The organism is Paenibacillus peoriae KCTC 3763 (genome assembly GCF_000236805.1).
Taxonomy (GTDB): domain Bacteria; phylum Bacillota; class Bacilli; order Paenibacillales; family Paenibacillaceae; genus Paenibacillus; species Paenibacillus peoriae.
The window spans coordinates 425231-441657 of the sequence record NZ_AGFX01000011.1 but is presented as its reverse complement, the minus strand read 5'-3'; the positions used below and the strand labels follow the sequence as shown (position 1 = coordinate 441657).

Sequence of the window (16427 nt, the reverse complement as noted above, 5' to 3'; positions counted from 1 at the left end):
CCGCTTTACCGCATTACACTATATGTGAATCGGAACACGCGCACTTCTATTTTAACGTTTTTGCTGTCAGAAGTGAACCCCTGTCTATTCGCAGAGCAAAACACCCCATTTTTCATGAGGTGTTCAGATGTAAAGCACTACGCTTCCATCATCAGCAATTGACGGGATAGCGTTTGCAGGCGTTCCTTGCATTTCCCTGCTTTTGCCGTATTTCCCTCACCCATCGCCATAAACAGCTTCTCCAACACATCGTCCACTTCCATTTTGAGCAACAGCAACCGGGTTTCGCCTTCATTGGAGGCGTACATATCCTCCATTTCCTGTACGGACAGCACCGGCCCCTTCTGATAAATGACACGCTGCTTAAAGCCAGTTACCTCGACCAGACGAATGACCTCGCCGAACAAAATATTTTCCACTAAAATATGATGGTCCTTGACTCTTTTGACAATGGCATGACCTCGGGTGCTTCCAATCAGCTTCTCCAGCCACTCGGCCAGCTTGGCGTCGCGGATTACATAATCTCCAGCCAGCTTGTAATGCCCTGTGCGCAATTGTTGAAAACGGAGCTTCACCAGTTTGCGCCCGGTTCTTACCGACAAAACCAGATACGACTCATCCTCGCTCCAGTACAGCGAATACCCTTCCGATATCAAATCCTTGATCAGATTATGGATATGCCGACGGCTAAACCGGAGCTCCAGATTACAATATTCTACCTCGCAGCCCTTGTTCACGGCATTCCCTCCTTTTTCAAGTCCGATTCAAGAAGTCCGGCTACAGCAGCCTGCGGCTTTCCCGCTTGATCTTCCTTTGCTCTATTTTATACTTCATTTTATGTAAGGGTACTTGGTTATTTGACCTATTTTTATGAGTAACAGCGCACAATCCTACTTTTGCCTTATATGCTTGTACCGAGCCTGGTCTAAAGTCGATCAAGCCTGCTGACATTATGCTATAATCGGTCATAGTACGCCAAACGATATGGCTTACCCCAGAGATACAGGAGGAAAAGGAATGACATTCAGTGGATTTACCGCAAAGGATTTTGAGGTTTTTGAAGTACCGGGGCTGGAGCCTCGCATGGAGGTGCTAGTTCAGCAGCTTCGGCCCAAGCTGGAGACAATTGGCGAAGAGTTAGCCCCGTTCCTGACAGAATTATGTGGCGAGCCTATGTACGTTCACGTTGCCAAGCATGCACGACGCAAGGTCAATCCCCCGATAGATACTTGGGTAGCCTGGGCAGCAAGTAAGCGCGGATATAAGGCGCTGCCGCATTTCGAGGTAGGTATGTTTGCTTCCCATATTTTCATCATATTCGCAGTCATTTATGAAAGTCCGAACAAAACCACGTTTGCGCAGGCGCTTGAAGCCAACCTGAGCGATGTACGCTCCAGCATACCGGGGCATTTTTACTGGTCCATGGACCACATGGCTCCAGAAGGCACAGAGCAGCAACAAATGGACATGAAAGAGTTTCAAACCATCATTAACAAGCTGCAGCAGGTGAAAAAAGCCGAGATCATGTGTGGGCTCCGTATTGATCGGAATGATCCTCTGGCCAGTGACGGAGCAGCGCTGCTGCAGACGATACGTGCTACCTTTGAGCATTTGCTACCACTGTACCGGATGGCGTTTCCGAAAGAATAACTCCCGAGTAAATGCAGCCCTGATCCGCTTTTAAGAGCACAGTTCAGGCCTTAACGGTTTTTCTACGTGGATGACGCGCCAAAGCCAAATGGCAGCCGAACATAAGCAGCATCACAACACCACTGATGATAAATGGGGCTGTGTGTCCTGCACGGTCCCATAGCACTCCTGACACGAGCGGACCGATAACCATCCCCGAGCCTTGGAGCGTCAGAAAAAATCCCCATACTGTCGCTCGTTCGCTTTCCGGGATCAATTTGGCCAGAAATGTATTCCATGCAGGCAAAATGAGAGCATATCCCAAGCCAATAAGCGCTACGGCTATGAACACAAACGGAATAGATCGGACGGTTGAGAAGAAAAACAACGTGATGCCGGCAAGCAAAAAGCCAATATGCAGAAAATACTCCGTTCCAAGTCGATCAACCAACTTACCGCACGGAATCAGTGCCAGCACAGTCACCCCACCGCCTGCAATCAAAAGCACGCTGTACAGGTTCGGTGAAATTCCGAGGTCCGTCCGTGCGTACAGCGTCAGTACCGGGCTGATCAGACCGATGACAAATGACTGTAAAAACAGAGCCGGATAAATAAGTGGATTGACGTTTAGCTTTGTTTTGAGCGTGCGGATCGTTTCCTTGATTCCTTTCCATAGTTGCTGCTTCTGCTTGATGGCCCCACCGGAAGACACTACAGCGCTTCGCTCGGAATTTTCTGTAGCAGTTGTTTTGTTCGATCCGGGCAGCATGAGAGCAACCAGCAACAATACAATGCTGCATCCTATCAAAATCATGAACACCATTCCGTAAGAGTGCCCATAATATGACATAGCAAAGTTCATAACAAGCGGCCCTAGCCCCGTCCCGCCCATGGACGCAATTTCCAATGTTCCCATCGCTGCGCCGTTGCTGTTATTAGGTCCAGACATTGCGGTCGTTCCAGTCATGACACAAGGCCAGAGCGGAGAGGTGCCAAGTCCGAGCAGCAGGCATGCTACCACGAGCCACACAGGCTCTCTGAGCACGCTTAGCATAATGATCGCTACAAGTGTAAATAACAGCGCGGTCGACATCGTTCCACGGTAGCCGAGCCGTTCGGCCATCCAGCCCGCCGGCGCCCGAAACGCATTGTCGCCAAAATATTGAAGCGAAAAGGCCAAACCGATAATGCCCGCTGACAGCCCAAGTGTTTCCCCCATATATACCGGCAGGATGGCCACCAGTAGAGAGCCTTTCATAAATTCGACCAAAAATACCAACACCCATAATTGCGCAAAAAAAGGAGACCACAGCCGTCGTGGAGCTTTTTCCTGTCCAATTTGCCGCATCCGTCCCACATCCTCACCTTCGTTTTTTGAGTTATCAAGTCCAGGTTCTTCCACTACTCCACTTTTCCACAAATAAATGCATCCTTAACCGCTTGCATTCCTACTTCAAACTGCTATACTCAATTTTGTTCTATTATCAATTGCACAGGATTGTCGAATCCTGCATGAAAGGTTGTGACAACACTAATGAATCAAAGCAACACCCCGCTTTTTACTGCTTTGAAAAAGCATGCTCAGAGCAACCCGGTTCAATTTCACATCCCAGGTCATAAAAAGGGAGTGGGAGCAGATCCGGAATTTCGCGAATTTATGGGGGATAATGCCTTTTCCATAGATATGATCAACATCGCTCCATTGGACGATCTGCATCAGCCATCAGGCGTCATCGAAGAAGCTCAAAAGCTTGCAGCAGAAGCCTTCGGAGCTGATTATACTTATTACAGTGTACAGGGAACAAGTGGAGCCATCATCACTATGATTATGTCCATTTGCTTGCCGGGTGATAAAATTATTGTACCCCGAAATATACACAAATCCATAATGTCTGCCATTATCTTCGCTGGTGCAAAGCCGGTATTCATATCTCCGGTCAGTGATGAGAATCTTGGTATTCACCACGGGGTTACAACCAAGTCCGTACGCCGGGCATTGGAACGCCACCCTGACGCCAAGGGCGTCCTTGTCATCAACCCGACATATTACGGTGTGTGCGCCGATCTGAAGGAAATTGTTGATCTCGCTCACAGCTATAATGTGCCGGTCCTGGTCGATGAGGCTCACGGTGTACTGATTCATTTTCATGCTGATCTGCCGATGTCCGCCATGGAGGCGGGAGCAGACATGTCAGCTACCAGCGTTCACAAGCTGGGCGGTTCCCTGACACAAAGCTCGATTCTGAATGTGAATACAAAGAACGGATACATTAATCCGCAGCGTGTACAAACTATTTTCAGTATGCTGACGACGACATCCACTTCGTATATTCTGCTGGCTTCGCTCGACACATCCCGACGTAACCTGGCGCTTAACGGCCATGAAATAGCACAACGCGCTCTGGATCTGGCTGAATATTGCCGGGCAGAAGTCAACAAGATTGAAGGGCTATATTGCTTTGGGAGTGAAATTCTCGGCACCGAAGCTACCTATGATTATGATCCAACCAAAATTACGATTCATATCCGCCACTTGGGCCTTACCGGGTACGACGTGGAAAATTGGCTGAGAGATCACTATAATATCGAGGTTGAGCTTAGCGATATGTACAATATTCTCTGTCTGGTGACCCCCGGGGATACCAAAGAGGATGTTGAGATTTTATTGAAAGCTCTGCGCGAGCTGGCTTCTATACATTATTCTACAGGTCAGCAGCATGAGCTGATTGTAAAAATACCGGATATCCCGCAGCTCTCCCTCATTCCAAGAGACGCTTTTTACGGAGATACGGAAGTAGTTCCATTCAAGGAATCGGCTGGCCGTATTATTGCAGAGTTTATTTATGTATATCCGCCGGGTATTCCGATCCTGCTGCCAGGCGAAGTGATTTCGCAGGACAATATTGATTATATTGTCGATCATGTGGAAGTAGGCCTGCCTGTTAAAGGACCTGAGGATCGAACGGTACATCAGGTGAAGGTTATCGTCGAAACGGACGCTATTTCATAATGCTGATCTGAGAGTCCGTGCTTGCAATACATGCTGATAGTCAACAAAAAAAGCCCCCGTTCGGGGGCTTTTTAATGTCTTGAAGAGCTTCTAACAGTTGCTGTATCCAATTCTATTCGTATTGGGCAACAAGCTCGCTATATGCAGCTTCTACACGCTTCCATTCATCTTCGTCCTCAATATTGTAAAGCACCATTTCTTCGTTTTCTTCTTCCATACGAAGAATAATGCCGTCCGCTTCAGGATTGCCTCGCTCCAGCAGAAGAGCGTAAACGTGATCTTCTACGTCAAAGGTCTCTACCAGCACCATTTCTACATCTTTACCATTTTCATCAGTTAGCGTAAGAACCATTTCTTCATGTTCGTGGTCATGATCGTGGTTGCAGGCTTCACCGTGTTCATGTTTGTGATCACTCATGGAAATACCTACCTTCAAATTGTTTTATTTTCCCTCGTATCGTAACATGATCAAGGATGCAGGTCAATTTGGGGTATGCCTAATTTATCGCTGTAATGACCTTTTCGGATATTAATGTATAGCTGCTGTCTTTGCTTTCTTTAATATAAAAACCGACACGGTAATTCCCTGCTGTTTTGAAATCATACGTAAAGTCGCTGGTACGGAACCAAAAGTTGTCCTTTTGCGCTCCTTTGATATCCTGGGACTGAATATCCTTTACATTGCCCGAAGGGTCGGTGATCGCTACCTTCACTCCGGAGATATCCGCTTTCAAGGTATCAATTTGACTAAATACATTGAATTTCACCTTGTCGCCTTTATTCACGTTACCAAACACAGTATCCCCCTTGAATAGGAACATATGCACGTTAGGCTGGTCGAAAACAACTTTCCCGCCAGATGGATCAAAACTTACAATTCCATTAAAATCGCGAATGGGCACATACGTTTTTCCATCAATGACAACCGCACCATCCTTCGACACTTCTCCATTAATAATCAGCTGCACTTGGTCCTTGGCGGATTCCGCCGAAATGGCGGTCCCTCCCATTATCGAAAAGGCCATCACCAAGGCCATCACTTTTCCGAATTTTACCACTACATATCCCTCCATCGTAATCTGTTAAAAACCTGTCGTTGTACATTTATACCTAGCTCAGCCCCACAAGTTGCGCTGCACTCAACAAATTGTCCAAAATTTTCACATAGGCAGCCAAATCCTTTAGTTCCAACAGTATAGATGATAAAATACGACTGTAGAAGATCCTATACACATAGCCTGGAGGGTGAGCCTAAAATGAGCCTGACGATACAAATGCTAGGGACAGGCAGTGCCTTTGCTAAGCATTATTACAACAACAACGCGCTGCTGGATAGCGGAGAAGGGAAACTGCTGATTGATTGCGGAACTACCGCTTCTCTGGCTCTGCACCAAATGGGCGTTCCTTTATCTGACATTGACGCGATCTTAATCACCCATATTCACGCGGATCATGTCGGAGGTCTGGAGGAATTCGGCTTCCAAATGAACATTCTTCACCGTCGCAAGCCTGTACTTTATATCGCTGAACCACTAATCCATCCACTATGGGAACACACACTCAAAGGCGGTATGTCACAGCAAGGCATGATTGATAGGCTTGAAGATGTTTTTGAGGTAAATGTACTAACACCTGGTAAATCTGCTGTTTTAGTATCTGGTATCCAGGTGGAGCTCATCCCTACGCGGCATATTCCCGGTAAAAACAGCTACTCGCTGTTCATTAATGATCGTCTTTTTTATAGTGCGGATATGATTTTTGATCCTGATTTGCTTCATCACCTGGTGCACGAGCGAGGATGTCAGAGTATTCTGCATGAGGTTCAGCTGCAAGGTGCAGGAGAAGTCCATACGACACTGGACGAGCTGCTAAGCCTACCACAACCTCTTCAAGAGCGTATTCACCTGATGCACTACAGCGATGATATGGAACAATTTCGGGAGAAGGCAGGGGTCATGTCCTTTCTGGAGCAGCAACGCAAGTATCCCCTTGCCGAATTGGAACGTGCAAAGCAATAATGCCAAATACGGCTGGAGTAAATAACAAAAAGCCGCCAAGCCTTCCTACAAAGGATAGCTGGCGGCTTCCGTATATTCTTGCCTTTGATAGTAGACTTCATTTTCAGTGTTGGACCCAGGGTCAGAACAACGGCAGCTGATCCAGATTATTGGTAGGGTCCCCATCGGCATCGCCGCGAATTCGTTTGCTTCCATCCTTTGCCTTGAACACATTTACGCCTGCAATCGAGCCTGCTTCAATTTCATTTAGTGCCTGATTGTAATCCAGAATTCGACCAGTGGACGTCTGAAAAGACGTAAGATCGCCATCCCCGTTTTTGCGTACTGCCGTAATCTGTTCCCGTTCTGTATTTGCCATGCTGGATCGCTCCTTATCCATAGTATAGTGGAGGAACTTTCATTAGCTTGGACTCTGTACAGAATTTTATGCATCTTGCACGATCGTTTACAGCTTTTTACGCATACGTACGTGCAGGATTCCGGCATCGTCAAAAGGTTCATCGGATATCGTCTCATATCCGAGCTTTTCATAAAACTTTTCAGCTTGGCATTGGGCATCCAACAGTGAGTATCTTAACCCCAGCTCACGTGCGCGTTCTTCCAGTGCCAGTAACAATACACGCCCATAACCCGCCGCACGATGCTCCTTAAGCACGGCAATACGCTGCATTTTGGCGGTATCTTCCTCATAATACGTCAGTCGACCAGTAGCCACCATTTCACCATGGTCACAAATTAGCAAATGATGGGCGGTATCTCCCAGCATGTCATAATGATCAATCTCCAGTTCAAGAGGCACCTTTTGCTCCTCGACAAACACTTTAGTACGGACCAATATCGCTTCCTGCAGCTGTTCCTCTGTCGTTACACTGATAATTTCTGCGGCCATTCTCTGCTCCCCCTATCACCAATCCAATTGACAAACCTGGTAAATTTGAATTATATATAAAAATGGCGACAAAATTCAAGTGACTTTATTTTTTTGCTTTACATCTATGATTAATACATGATATCATCTAATAACCGCAGGACGGTAGCTCAGCGGGAGAGCATTATCTTGACAGGGTAAGGGTCATGGGTTCGATCCCCATCCGTCCTATACGCGAAAAGCCTTGATGATCAAGGCTTTTTTTGTTTATTTGGTGATTAATTGCGAATTTTCTTAGAAATCCTTCATTCATCATACTTGGAAGATAAAAAGCCGACCTAAAAATAGGATCGGCTTTTGTGCATATCAGTTTATCATTATAGCTACTCTATATTATAGAAGAAATAAATTCAGCAAGGTATTGAAGCACTCTATACACGGAACCCTAGATTACGATATAAACAGCTCCACTTTCACGATCAATCTCTGTTGGGAAAGCAGTCACACAACCGGTATCCGGTTCTTGCACCTGACCGCTGGACAGGTCGATTTTCCAGTCATGGAGCGGACAATGGATTGCTGAGCCACATATCATTCCTTCGGATAGGCGTCCGCCTTTATGCGGACAACGGTTTTCAAGCGCATGAACGCTTCCGTCGCTCAGGCGAAATAGGGCCACCTCTATATTACGAATACGAACTGTACGGGCTCCCCGTAGATCAATATCGCTCAGATTGGCTACTCTGATTCTGCTCGTTGTTGTCGTGTGGATCTCCATTTTCTTCAGCCCCCTATTCTGTTACTGAGTTAAGCTCCGGTAGCTGCACAAAGTTTTTGAGCAGTTCTCTGTCATGGATGATTTCGCGCCAAGGATCAGTCGTCGTGCTTAACGTCTCCTCAATTCTGCCCACCAGTTGCTGTCTCGTCTCCGCATTCGCAAGTGTCTGCTTGATGGATTCCAGTCCAACACGCTCTACCCAATGAGCTGTGCGCTCGCCCCAATTGGCTTGCTCGCGGTAATACTGCAGATAGGCGCCGGTCCATTCCATGACTTCATCCTCTGTTTTCACGGTGCAAAGTAGTTCAGACGCCCGTACCTTAATGCCGCCATTACCGCCAACGTAAATCCCCCAGCCACCATCGATGGCGACGACGCCTAAATCCTTAATCGTCGCTTCGGCGCAGTTGCGCGGACAACCGGATACAGCAAGTTTAACCTTGGCCGGGGCATTCATGCGCTCAAATGCCTTTTCCAGCCGGATACCCATTCCCATCGCATCCTGAGTGCCGAAACGGCAAAAGGTGTTGCCGACGCATGTCTTAACCGTTCGCAGCGTTTTCCCGTAGGCATGCCCGGACGGCATGTCTAACTCGGACCAGATCCCTGGCAAATCCTCTTTTTTCACACCTAGCAGATCAAGACGCTGTCCGCCCGTAAATTTCACCAAAGGCACATTATATTTCTCCGCGACAGCAGCAATTTTCTTCAGATCAGCAGGTGAAGTAACTCCTCCATAAATGCGGGGCACGACAGAATAGGTGCCGTCTTTCTGGATGTTGGCATGGTATCTTTCATTCGTGAATCTGGATTCCTTCTCATCCTCGTAATCCAGAGGCCACACCATACCCAGATAATAATTGAGGGCCGGTCGGCATTTGGTACATCCTTCAGGTTCGCTCCAATCCAGCACGTTCATCACTTCTTTGACGCTCTTCAATCCCATTTCCCGGATACCACCAATAATCGCTTCCCGGTCAAGCGTTGTACAACCGCAAATGCCTTCTTTAACCAGTTCTCCTGTTTCGGCGCCTGCATACAGCTGTAATAGACCCTCCACTAATGGCTTGCAGCCGCCACATGATGCGGATGCCTTCGTGCAGGCCTTGATTTCCCCAAGGCTTCGGCAGCCGGCCGCAACCGCCTCCCCGATAGCCCGCTTGGACACCCCATTACATCCGCACACAATTTCGTCATCAGGCATTTGCTCCAGCATCATGGAGCCATTGACCTCTGATTGACCAGGAGTCCAGCCAAGCAACAGTTCCTTCTCACGGCCAACCACCAGCTCACCATTTTTGATCAGCGAAAACAGCTTGGCTCCGTCCGATGTATCACCGAACAGGACGGCTCCGATCAGCTTGTCTTCCTTGATTACGATTTTTTTGTAGACGCCGTCAATTTCATCCTGATATCGCAGAGAACGTGTGCCCGGTTCGTCCTTATAGCACCCTGCGGAAAACACATCTACGCCCGACACCTTCAATCTCGTCGAAATGACGGAACCACGATAGCCCAGAGTCTCCATTCCCGCGAGCCGCTGCGCCAGCACACCACCCTGCTCATATAATGGAGCCACCAGTCCGTAGGTGATTCCTCGGTGCTCTGCACATTCGCCTACGGCGTATATGCCGGGGATACCTGTTTCCATGTAATCATTGACGATAATGCCGCGATTGACAGGAATTCCTGCCGACACCGCAAGCTCAATGTCTGGTGTAATGCCTACTGCCATAACGATCAGATCCGCTTCCAGCTCACTGCCGTCGGCAAACTTCAATCCCTCCACACGGCGACGGCCTGTGATAGCCGCCGTTCTCTTATTGACCAGAAAATTCATCCCCTGCTCCTCCAGCTCACACCTTAGCATAAGCGAAGCGGCCTCATCCAGTTGTCGATCCATAATATGTTCGTGAATATGAATAACCGTAACATCCATCCCCAGGTTGAGCAGCCCCCTGGCAGCCTCTAGCCCCAGCAATCCGCCACCGATGACGGCTGCTTTTTTGTGCGTCTTCGCCGTCTCCATCATCGTTTCGCAGTCACGGATATCCCGGAAGCCAATAACCCCCTCCTTATTTGCTCCTGGAAGGGGTAGGATGAAGGCGTTGGAGCCTGTGGCCAGCAGCAGCAAATCATAAGGGACACATACACCGGAGCGGGACGTCACTTGCCGCTTGTCTGTATCGATCTCTGTAACAGGATCACCTGTAAACAACCGGATATGATTTTCTTCATACCAGCTCCAGTCGTTGATGATAATATCCTGCAAACCAGCCCCTCCAGCCAAAACGGAGGACAGCATGATCCGATTGTAATTCGGATGGGGCTCGGCCCCGAATACCGTAATGTCATAGATGCCTGGAGCGATCTTCAGTAAATGCTCGAGGGTGCGTATTCCCGCCATTCCGTTGCCAACCAGCACTAGCTTTTTTTTATAGTTCATCAGACCTCTCCCCTTCTATTCATATTCTCAAAACATAAAAAGCCTGCTTCACATAGGGGGATTCAAAACATCCCTCCATTTTGCGAAAACAGGCTCCATTGCCGTTTCATTGAATACGCCGTTGTATCCATCTGAGTATGGAATTAAAAGTACTGTAGCCAATATATAATGTTTCAAGTTTGATGTCAATATTCCTTACGCATTATCTCGAAAAAAACGTATTTTACCATCATGTAACATATTTATGACGTATAAAATATCACCTTTTCATAAAATTTCGATTGATTTTCAGATGAAAACACGCCAAAATGGATTGAAAGTCCTTTTTTATTTCAAAATGTTCAAAAAATACGTAGTTAAACCGAAAATACATGTCAGGTTTGTTATCAATAAATACATCTCAGCATCCCTATTGCTAACTATCCTTCATGTCGCAGAAAGGAGGAGCCCGCATGCGTTCCTTGTTGGTAATTCACCCACATTCAGAGCATGTATCTGAAGAGGCTCACGCCGTTTCCTTACGGCAGGCAGGACCTGAGCAGCTTTTGGAGTCCAACGGATATTTGACACTACCCTGCCGTGATGAATCTGAAATCAAGCAGCTAATTCATAGTGCAGATGCGGCGGTGCTGAATATCCCTGTCAGCACCATCAGCACATGGTCCGCCAGGCTGGAGCAAGCCAAAGCAATCCCACTGCTCTGGTGGTGCAACGCGGAATCTGCTCTGTCATCGACGGAATTCTGTGAAGCCAATGTTCCCGTCGACGGCATTTTAATCCCTTCCATGGCAGCACATGAGCTGAATTGGGCTCTTCACTTTAGCGCCAAACGCTTTTTTGAACGCCAGCACTGGCTCAGTGAACGCAAACAACTGACCGCCAGGCTGGAAGAGCGCAAATGGATTGACATGGCCAAAGGAATACTTGGTGAAGTAAACGGCATTCCAGAAGCGGAAGCATACGATCTGCTGCGAAAAAAAGCAATGAATGAGCGCAAACGGATCGTTGATGTGGCCATCTCCATCGTCAAAGCACAGCAAATGTTAAAGGCATAGACTTGAAAGGGAAATGCAGTAGAATTAAAGCCATTCACCACGATCTGCACTGATCGCGACTACAGGCAGGTGGAGGGGACGGATGTGTACAGCAGCTGTTTTGAAGCCCGGCATTCGGCAGAACGGATCAAGTTCTGCCCGGGTCGCCTGATTTACATTTTGCACACCACCCCAATGCATAGGTACGAAGAGCGTATCTTCACGGATATTCGGTTTGATCCGGCTGCGCACGGTGAAGCTTCCTCGCTGTGACGTGATTTCTACCCATTCCCCGTCCCTGATATGCCAGCGCTGCGCTGTACGTGGATGAATTTCCACAAAGTTTTCAATCTCACGCGCGGTTAGCGACGGACTTCTGCGCGTTTGTACACCTGTCAAATAGTGTGCCAGCACGCGGCCGTTTGTCAGAATAAGCGGGTATTCCTCAGACGTCTGCTCTCCAGCTCCACAACTTTCAACCACCGTAAAAACGGCCTTTTGATCAGAGAGGGCAAAGCTCTCCCGAAACATCATATCCACACCCGCTTCGTCCGGTGACGGGCATGGCCAATATACACCTTCCTCACGACGCAGCCTGTCATATGTGATTCCGTAATAATCAGCAGAGCCGCCTCGACTGGCAAGTCGCAGTTCTTCAAAAATATGCTCAGCATCCTTATACAAGAAGTAGCTTCCCCTATCCAGCCTCGCAGCTATTTGACATAAAATACGCCAGTCATCTCTAGCCTCGCCCGGAGCAGGCCGCGCCGCTTCCCGCAACAGAACGCGCCCCTCCAGATTGGTCATCGTCCCGGTATTCTCCAGATAAGAGGTTACAGGCAAAACAATGTCAGCCATCCGCGCCGTTTCAGTAAGGAACATATCCGCCACCACCAACAGCTTGAGTTTTTTCAACCCTTCCTCCACCAGTCGGGCATTCGGACTGGATACAACAGGATTAGAGCCCATTACGAACAGCGTCTCGATTTCTCTCTGATGAACAAGCTCCATCATTTCATAGGCCGATACTCCTTTTCCCGGCAAACTGTCCGGCTCAACTCCCCACACAGACGCCACGTAGGCCCGATCCACTTCGTTCTCAATCGATCTGTAGCCTGGGAGCTGATCCGCCTTCTGGCCATGCTCCCGTCCCCCTTGTCCGTTACCCTGACCTGTGATGGCCCCATAACCACAGCCTTCTCTGCCAATCTTGCCGGTGGCCAGCACCAGATTAAGAAAAGCACGTACTGCCATATGTCCATCTGTATGCTGCTCGACCCCTCTGGCAGTAAAAATAATCCCTGTCTTTACACCACCAAAAGTGCGCGCGGCCTGTCGGATCACCTCCGGCTCAATTCCGCACAGCGCAGCTGATTCGTCCAGATCTACACCGTTCAAATGAGTCAGCAGTTGCTCATACCCACGGGTCCGCTTTCGGACAAACTCTTCATTTACTAATCCCTCGTCCACGATGACCTTTAGCATGGCGTTGGCCAGCGTCGCATCTGTACCCGGTCTGATTTGTACATGCAGGTCGGCATTTGCCGCCGTTGGAGTAGCGCGAGGATCAATGACGATGATATACGCTCCGTTCTCCTTAGCCTGGTGAAAATAAGGCATGAGTGTCGGCTGGCATTCAGCAATATTTGCACCTGCGAGCACAATACACTGTGCTAACGGAATATCTGCCAACCTGCAGGTCAGTCCACGGTCAATACCAAACACCTTGCTGCCAGCAGATGCAGCGGCCGACATACAGAAGCGTCCGTTGTAATCGATATAGCGCGTACCTACAGCCACTCTGGCAAATTTACCAAGTAAATAAGCCGTTTCATTGGATAGCGAACCACCCCCGTATATGCCGATTGTATCTGGACCCTGTGTGGACAGCGTTGAAGCGAGACTTGTGGCGATAGCATCCAGCGCCTCCTCCCATGTAACCGGCATAAGCTTGCCTGCTTTACGCATAAGGGGCCGCAGCAGCCTTTCTGCATGGATTGTATGCTGATATGCATTCATTCCCTTGACGCACATTCTGCCCTGCGAGGCTGCGTTAGGCTTTCCTTCCGCCCTGTACACTGTACGGGTGATACCTGCAAGTGACTCTATATCTGTGCTAACGGTCATCTTGCATTGCACGCTACAAAACGGGCACTGGGTATCCATCACTGCCGGTACGTGTAACGCCGCTTCCAATTTGCTTTCTCCTGACTGACACATAAAGTCTCCCCCTCTCCATTCTTCACAACTTTATTGTCTGCACACGTACAAATGGATCGCCACCATTCCTGCTTAACCAGTTACCCTCTCAGCTTTAGCGACGCACAAACTGCCCGCCAATTCACTTCGGAGAATTGCGTCGAGCACGCTCTCCCGCAGTACCAAAATGTCAGTCCTTTCAATCCATTCCCACATTTTCTCCCCATACCGTGCGTTATATCGATACATTTGCAAGCAAGCCGCAGCCATCAAGACCGCTTCTTCCATGTTCTCCTCCACACCAACCAGCCGTCCCTGGCGAACCGGATGCTCCGCATGACCACCAGCATAGACCTCCCACCCTGCCGGCGATCGGGATAGTCCAATGTCGTGGACAAGCACACCTCCGGGATATTCCGGGCCTGGGCAAACTGCAACTGCAATCGGCGCCGGCAATGCGCGTCTCCCCCAGACAGCCGTCAGTCGTTCTTTCAGCCAGGCTACTTCTGCAAAAGCCTCACCGCCTATCTGAATGGGATCGGAAAACAACTGACTCTCGCCATTCAGATCCATAAAACCCACAAAACGCAGACTCGTAGACGCTGATTCTCCGCTGTGCTGTACGGCAGCCTGGACCGCAACATCTCCAACCCATTGGTCTGATGCAGACCTGTCCCGCAACCCAAGGGATTCCAGGTAATAAAGTACAGCCGGACGGCATAATTCACACCCCTGTTGTCTCGTCCAACCGAGACGGGACACGACTTCCACTGGAGTCCGACATTGTGCGGTCATCATGGCTGTCTTGAGCGAATCATGTTCGTAGTGCGTACATCCGCACACAGGAACAGCTTCCTGGACAGCCGGAGCAGCTACAGCTCCTGAAATTGCCGATAGGGAAGGGCCAATTTTGAGCAGTGCCGCCACCAGCGGCCGACACCCCCCACAGGAAGCGGATGCCTTGGTCCGACTCTTCACCTCTTCCACGGTTTTTAGCTTATCTATAGTGATCGCTCGTAAAATAGTCCCCTTGCTCACGCCGTTGCACGCGCATACCGTCTCCTCATCCGGTAGCTTGGCAGCCTCTTCCTCCGCTCTGCTTACTCCTTTACCTTTATCTTGTGTAGCAAGCTCTGCAACAGGCGCACCTCGTCGTACCATTCCGAGCAGCGAGGTACTTTCCGCCGTATCTCCAAACAAAATTGCGCCAGTGACCATGCTATTACGCATCATCACTTTTTTGTAACTTCCCCGTATACCGTCATATTCCATCATTGCCGTCTCGTTTCCCTCTTCACGTATGTCTCCTGCGGAAAACACCTGAATCCCCGCAACCTTGAGCTGCGCATACGGAACTGACCCCTCATAGGGGGCCGTATCACGGCCACAAATGACTTTTGCCAATACTTTACACTGCTCATACAATGGCGCCACCAGCCCATATGAAATCCCACGGTGCTCAGCGCATTCACCAACTGCGTATATACCGGGAATACTTGTACGCATATAATCATCCACGACAATAGCATGGTTGACTTTCAGACCGCTCCCCTGTACTAATTCGGTATTCGGCCGGATACCAACCGCCAACACAACCAAATCCGTCTTCAGCCTGTTCCCGTCCGAAAACATCAGTCCCTGCGCCCTGTTCCGCCCCATAATGTTGACCGTTTTCTTGGCCAAATGAAACCGCATCCCCTGTTGCTCCAGTTCTCTTTGCAGAAGATCAGCCGCTGCCCGGTCAAGCTGACGATTCATAAGATACTGTGCATTATGGACAACCTCGACTTCCATTCCAAGATTCAGCAAACCTTGCGCGGCCTCAAGACCCAACAGTCCCCCTCCAATGACCGCGGCCTTCTCGTACGTTTTGGCATATTCGGCCATGGTTTCACAATCACTCACATCTCGAAAAGCGATGACTCCCTGTTTCCGGGCTCCGGGAATGGAAGGTATGAAGGGCAACGAGCCAGTTGCCAGTATGAGCATGTCATAGGGTTCTTTAATGCCCGATTCCGTTTCCACCGTACGGGCTGCAATATCAATGTCACAGACACGTTCGCCGGCGTACAGCCTTACTCCATTCTCTTCATACCACGCCCAGTTATGAGTAACGATATGTTCGAATGAACTTTCATCCTGCAGCATTTTGGACAGGAGTATTCGGTTGTACCCAGGACGGGGTTCTGCACCAAATATTGTGATTTGAAACTGATCCGGCTCCAGATCGAGTATTTCCTCAACACATTTGATACCTGCCATACCGTTGCCGACGATGACCAGTTTTTTCATCATAACGAACCAGCCCCATTCTCCACATAAAATAAGACAGAAAAAGCCCTTCTCCATTCAAAGGAAAAGGGCGCCGTTGCCGCAAATGCCGACACACCGTTGTGCCGATATGTACCTAAGATTAATGAATTGTGAGCATTATGTCAATATTCA

The 16427-nt window shown here is 48.9% G+C and carries 14 protein-coding genes and 1 tRNA gene; 5 read left to right on the top strand and 10 right to left on the bottom strand.

The window, feature by feature from the left end:
* Positions 1-137: 137 nt before the first annotated feature.
* The gene (locus KQI_RS0104445; RefSeq protein WP_010345520.1) at positions 138-737 is read right to left on the bottom strand and encodes a hypothetical protein; all 600 of its coding nucleotides are present in this window, start codon (positions 735-737) and stop codon (positions 138-140) included.
* A 280-nt stretch (positions 738-1017) separates the two neighbouring features.
* Between KQI_RS0104445 and KQI_RS0104440 the strand changes: the two genes are divergently transcribed.
* Entirely contained in the window at positions 1018-1650 is a 633-nt protein-coding gene (locus tag KQI_RS0104440) for a YktB family protein (RefSeq protein ID WP_010345519.1), read from the top strand.
* A 43-nt stretch (positions 1651-1693) separates the two neighbouring features.
* Here the strand turns inward: KQI_RS0104440 and KQI_RS0104435 are convergent, their stop codons facing one another.
* Positions 1694-2977, bottom strand: coding sequence for an MFS transporter (locus KQI_RS0104435; RefSeq protein WP_029390024.1), 1284 nt, complete (start codon positions 2975-2977; stop codon positions 1694-1696).
* Positions 2978-3163: 186 nt separating this feature from the next.
* Between KQI_RS0104435 and KQI_RS0104430 the strand changes: the two genes are divergently transcribed.
* Positions 3164-4639, top strand: a complete 1476-nt coding sequence (locus KQI_RS0104430; protein ID WP_010345517.1) for an aminotransferase class I/II-fold pyridoxal phosphate-dependent enzyme — start codon at positions 3164-3166, stop codon at positions 4637-4639.
* 112 nt (positions 4640-4751) lie between these two features.
* Here KQI_RS0104430 and KQI_RS0104425 read toward each other — a convergent pair whose 3' ends face one another.
* Both KQI_RS0104425 and KQI_RS0104420 read right to left on the bottom strand, forming a co-directional pair.
* Positions 4752-5057 carry a DUF1292 domain-containing protein gene (locus KQI_RS0104425; protein WP_007431055.1) on the bottom strand — a complete coding sequence of 102 codons (306 nt, stop codon included), beginning with the start codon at positions 5055-5057 and terminating at the stop codon, positions 4752-4754.
* A 79-nt stretch (positions 5058-5136) separates the two neighbouring features.
* Positions 5137-5712 (bottom strand): hypothetical protein, encoded by a 576-nt coding sequence (locus KQI_RS0104420; RefSeq protein WP_039774232.1) that lies wholly within the window; start codon positions 5710-5712, stop codon positions 5137-5139.
* Between the two features lie 183 nt (positions 5713-5895).
* Here KQI_RS0104420 and KQI_RS0104415 point away from each other — a divergent pair, with 183 nt between their 5' ends.
* Positions 5896-6657 carry an MBL fold metallo-hydrolase gene (locus tag KQI_RS0104415; RefSeq protein WP_010345515.1) on the top strand — a complete coding sequence of 254 codons (762 nt, stop codon included), beginning with the start codon at positions 5896-5898 and terminating at the stop codon, positions 6655-6657.
* Positions 6658-6778: 121 nt separating this feature from the next.
* Here KQI_RS0104415 and KQI_RS0104410 read toward each other — a convergent pair whose 3' ends face one another.
* Together KQI_RS0104410 and KQI_RS0104405 are read right to left on the bottom strand one after the other, a co-directional pair.
* The gene (locus tag KQI_RS0104410) at positions 6779-7015 is read right to left on the bottom strand and encodes a DUF3892 domain-containing protein (RefSeq protein ID WP_007431058.1); all 237 of its coding nucleotides are present in this window, start codon (positions 7013-7015) and stop codon (positions 6779-6781) included.
* A gap of 87 nt (positions 7016-7102) precedes the next feature.
* Positions 7103-7546 (bottom strand): GNAT family N-acetyltransferase, encoded by a 444-nt coding sequence (locus tag KQI_RS0104405; protein WP_010345514.1) that lies wholly within the window; start codon positions 7544-7546, stop codon positions 7103-7105.
* Positions 7547-7684: 138 nt separating this feature from the next.
* On the opposite strand from KQI_RS0104405, the gene KQI_RS0104400 reads away from it, so the two are divergent.
* Positions 7685-7756: transfer RNA gene (locus tag KQI_RS0104400), tRNA-Val, on the top strand.
* 214 nt (positions 7757-7970) lie between these two features.
* Here KQI_RS0104400 and nirD read toward each other — a convergent pair.
* Entirely contained in the window at positions 7971-8303 is a 333-nt protein-coding gene (gene nirD / locus KQI_RS0104395; protein ID WP_010345513.1) for a nitrite reductase small subunit NirD, read from the bottom strand.
* Between the two features lie 13 nt (positions 8304-8316).
* Positions 8317-10749, bottom strand: coding sequence for a nitrite reductase large subunit NirB (nirB, locus tag KQI_RS0104390; protein WP_010345512.1), 2433 nt, complete (start codon positions 10747-10749; stop codon positions 8317-8319).
* Positions 10750-11201: 452 nt separating this feature from the next.
* On the opposite strand from nirB (KQI_RS0104390), the gene KQI_RS0104385 reads away from it, so the two are divergent.
* The gene (locus KQI_RS0104385) at positions 11202-11804 is read left to right on the top strand and encodes an ANTAR domain-containing response regulator (protein ID WP_010345511.1); all 603 of its coding nucleotides are present in this window, start codon (positions 11202-11204) and stop codon (positions 11802-11804) included.
* A 24-nt stretch (positions 11805-11828) separates the two neighbouring features.
* On the opposite strand, the gene nasC is transcribed toward KQI_RS0104385, so the two are convergent.
* On the bottom strand, positions 11829-14003 hold the full coding sequence (gene nasC, locus KQI_RS0104380; RefSeq protein ID WP_010345510.1) for an assimilatory nitrate reductase catalytic subunit NasC: 2175 nt from the start codon (positions 14001-14003) through the stop codon (positions 11829-11831).
* A gap of 72 nt (positions 14004-14075) precedes the next feature.
* Positions 14076-16277: a nitrite reductase large subunit NirB gene (gene nirB / locus KQI_RS0104375; RefSeq protein ID WP_010345509.1), complete on the bottom strand. Its 2202-nt coding sequence runs from the start codon at positions 16275-16277 to the stop codon at positions 14076-14078.
* Positions 16278-16427: the final 150 nt, after the last annotated feature.

Excerpts from the sequence above, each read along its gene's own strand:
- KQI_RS0104440 (WP_010345519.1), top strand. The coding sequence starts at position 1,018 with ATGACATTCAGTGGATTTACCGCAAAGGATTTTGAGGTTTTTGAAGTA.
- KQI_RS0104435 (WP_029390024.1), bottom strand. The coding sequence starts at position 2,977 with ATGCGGCAAATTGGACAGGAAAAAGCTCCACGACGGCTGTGGTCTCCT.
- KQI_RS0104430 (WP_010345517.1), top strand. The coding sequence starts at position 3,164 with ATGAATCAAAGCAACACCCCGCTTTTTACTGCTTTGAAAAAGCATGCT.
- KQI_RS0104425 (WP_007431055.1), bottom strand. The coding sequence starts at position 5,057 with ATGAGTGATCACAAACATGAACACGGTGAAGCCTGCAACCACGATCAT.
- KQI_RS0104420 (WP_039774232.1), bottom strand. The coding sequence starts at position 5,712 with ATGGAGGGATATGTAGTGGTAAAATTCGGAAAAGTGATGGCCTTGGTG.
- KQI_RS0104415 (WP_010345515.1), top strand. The coding sequence starts at position 5,896 with ATGAGCCTGACGATACAAATGCTAGGGACAGGCAGTGCCTTTGCTAAG.
- KQI_RS0104410 (WP_007431058.1), bottom strand. The coding sequence starts at position 7,015 with ATGGCAAATACAGAACGGGAACAGATTACGGCAGTACGCAAAAACGGG.
- KQI_RS0104405 (WP_010345514.1), bottom strand. The coding sequence starts at position 7,546 with ATGGCCGCAGAAATTATCAGTGTAACGACAGAGGAACAGCTGCAGGAA.
- nirD (WP_010345513.1), bottom strand. The coding sequence starts at position 8,303 with ATGGAGATCCACACGACAACAACGAGCAGAATCAGAGTAGCCAATCTG.
- nirB (WP_010345512.1), bottom strand. The coding sequence starts at position 10,749 with ATGAACTATAAAAAAAAGCTAGTGCTGGTTGGCAACGGAATGGCGGGA.
- KQI_RS0104385 (WP_010345511.1), top strand. The coding sequence starts at position 11,202 with ATGCGTTCCTTGTTGGTAATTCACCCACATTCAGAGCATGTATCTGAA.
- nasC (WP_010345510.1), bottom strand. The coding sequence starts at position 14,003 with ATGTGTCAGTCAGGAGAAAGCAAATTGGAAGCGGCGTTACACGTACCG.
- nirB (WP_010345509.1), bottom strand. The coding sequence starts at position 16,277 with ATGATGAAAAAACTGGTCATCGTCGGCAACGGTATGGCAGGTATCAAA.